This is a genomic window from Mycobacterium sp. TH-M11 (genome assembly GCF_057473725.1).
On record NZ_JBYCLD010000295.1, the window covers coordinates 1 to 1,883 of the forward strand.

Sequence of the window (1,883 nt, forward strand, 5' to 3'; positions counted from 1 at the left end):
GCACACGTCGTGCCCTCGGAGGACCAGTTCGCGGCCGACCGCCAGGTTGGGCTCGACATCGCCGCGACTGCCCCAGCTTGCCAGCACGAATTTCATCCCGGGCCCTTACTTCGAAGCGACGCCCGTGGTGAGAAATTCGTCGAGATACCGGGGCGACTTGAGGTTCAGCAAGCGCTTTCGGTCGGCCTTGAGGTCGGCGTAGGTGAGCGCATCGACTTGGGCTGCCGAGTAGGCCAGTCGTGATTCCGGAGTGCCTTTTCGGACGACCCCGACGCCCATGTCGCAGTTGAGCACCGCGACCCGCAGGTCGTGCCGCTGGCTGCGCAGATAGACGATCGACTTCCAGACGTCGCCGCTCCAGATGCCGATCACCAGCGGCCCTTTCTGTTGCGCGACAAAGTCAGCCCAGGTTTCCGCCCGACGGCCGATCAGTTCGAGCGCGGGGTTGCAGTCGTGCAGGAAGATGACGCCGTCCTCCTTCAGGTAGCGGACGGTGTTTTCGACGTCGCGCACTACCTGTTCGTAGGTGTGCAGTCCGTCGATCAGGGCGACGTCGATGGGGCGCGCGGCGAGGAAGTCCGCCTGCTCTGTGAAGAAGGCATCGCTGGTTGTCTCGAAGTAGTGCGTTGCGCGCGCCTTCGAGTCGGCGAGGTGACGGGTGCGCTCGGATAGTTTGAACGCCGGGTCGACGGCGATCTTCTCGTCGGCGCGGATGCGCCGGAACGCCTGGCCTTTTGACACACCGATCTCCAGATACACCGGGTTCACCCGGCCTTCGAGGGCGCGCTGCACGGCCCTGATCCGGTTCGCGCCCGGCAGCGCGTCGGCCAGCATGACGAGTCTGTCGTTGAAGTTCACCGCACGATCCTCTCCGCCAACGCGGTCTCTCACAAGAGTTTTGTTGAACGCGTGTGTGATAATGCCACGACTCACAGCCAGATGTCCCTCTCACTAGGTAGGTGGCCTTGCGTCCGACCGCCGGCATCAGCACCACTGCGGTGCAACAGGGCTCATCGCGGGCGGGATTTCGTCGGGACATCGAGGGGCTGCGCGCGGTCGCGGTGCTGGCGGTGGTGCTGTTTCACGCCGAGGTGCCGGGAGTCGGCGGCGGATTTGTCGGCGTAGACGTGTTTTTCGTCATCTCCGGCTTCTTGATTACCGGGGGCTTGTGGCGCGAGGTGAACGCCTCCGGCACGGTCGGGCTGCGTCGCTTCTACGGAGCGCGCGCCCGCCGGTTGCTGCCGGCCTCGGCCCTGGTCGGTGTCATCACCATGCTGGCCTCAGCCGTGCTGTTACCGGCGTTGCAGGTCCGGATCGTCATCGGTGACGGCATCGCCAGTGCGCTGTATGTCGGCAACTATCGATTCGTTCTGCGAGGCGTCGACTACTTCGCCGGCCACGTACCGCCATCGCCGTTTCAGCACTACTGGTCGTTGGGCGTCGAGGAGCAGTTCTATCTGGTGTGGCCGGCGTTGATCATCGCGACGGCATGGTTGGTCCGGCGGGTGCGCCGGCGCAGCAAGGCCGAGGCGCCCGCCGCACCGGGTCCCTACGTGGTGGCCCTCGCGTTGGTCGCGGCGGTGTCGTTTGCGCTGTCGTTCGGAGCGACGTATGTGGCGCCCGCGGCGGCGTTTTTTTCGCTGCCGACCCGGGCGTGGCAGTTGGCGGTCGGTGGGCTGGTGGCCCTCACGGTTGTCCGCTGGCGGCGTCTGCCGCCGCGCGCCGCCGCGATCACCGGGTGGGCCGGGCTGGCGCTGATCTTGTGGGCCTGCGTGGGTTTGAGTAGCACGACGCCGTATCCGGGCATTGCCGCGCTGTTGCCCACGGCGGGTGCGGTGCTGGTGATCGGCGCCGGCTGCGCGATGCCCACGCTGGGATGCGGC

Annotated in this window: 3 protein-coding genes; 1 reads left to right on the forward strand and 2 read right to left on the reverse strand. The window is 66.4% G+C overall.

Features of this window, described 5'->3' with window-relative positions:
• Both AC2VOG_RS12285 and AC2VOG_RS12290 read right to left on the reverse strand, forming a co-directional pair.
• The coding region (locus tag AC2VOG_RS12285) for a glycosyltransferase (protein WP_486940174.1) at positions 1 to 96 on the reverse strand (96 nt) is incomplete at its 3' end.
• Between the two features lie 9 nt (positions 97 to 105).
• Positions 106 to 834 (reverse strand): class I SAM-dependent methyltransferase, encoded by a 729-nt coding sequence (locus tag AC2VOG_RS12290; protein ID WP_486940173.1) that lies wholly within the window; start codon positions 832 to 834, stop codon positions 106 to 108.
• A gap of 131 nt (positions 835 to 965) precedes the next feature.
• On the opposite strand from AC2VOG_RS12290, the gene AC2VOG_RS12295 reads away from it, so the two are divergent.
• A partial coding sequence (locus AC2VOG_RS12295; RefSeq protein ID WP_486940175.1) for an acyltransferase family protein occupies positions 966 to 1,883 on the forward strand: 918 nt, incomplete at its 3' end.

Coding starts and splice junctions, on each gene's coding strand:
- AC2VOG_RS12290 (WP_486940173.1), bottom strand. CDS start 834: ATGCTGGCCGACGCGCTGCCGGGCGCGAACCGGATCAGGGCCGTGCAG.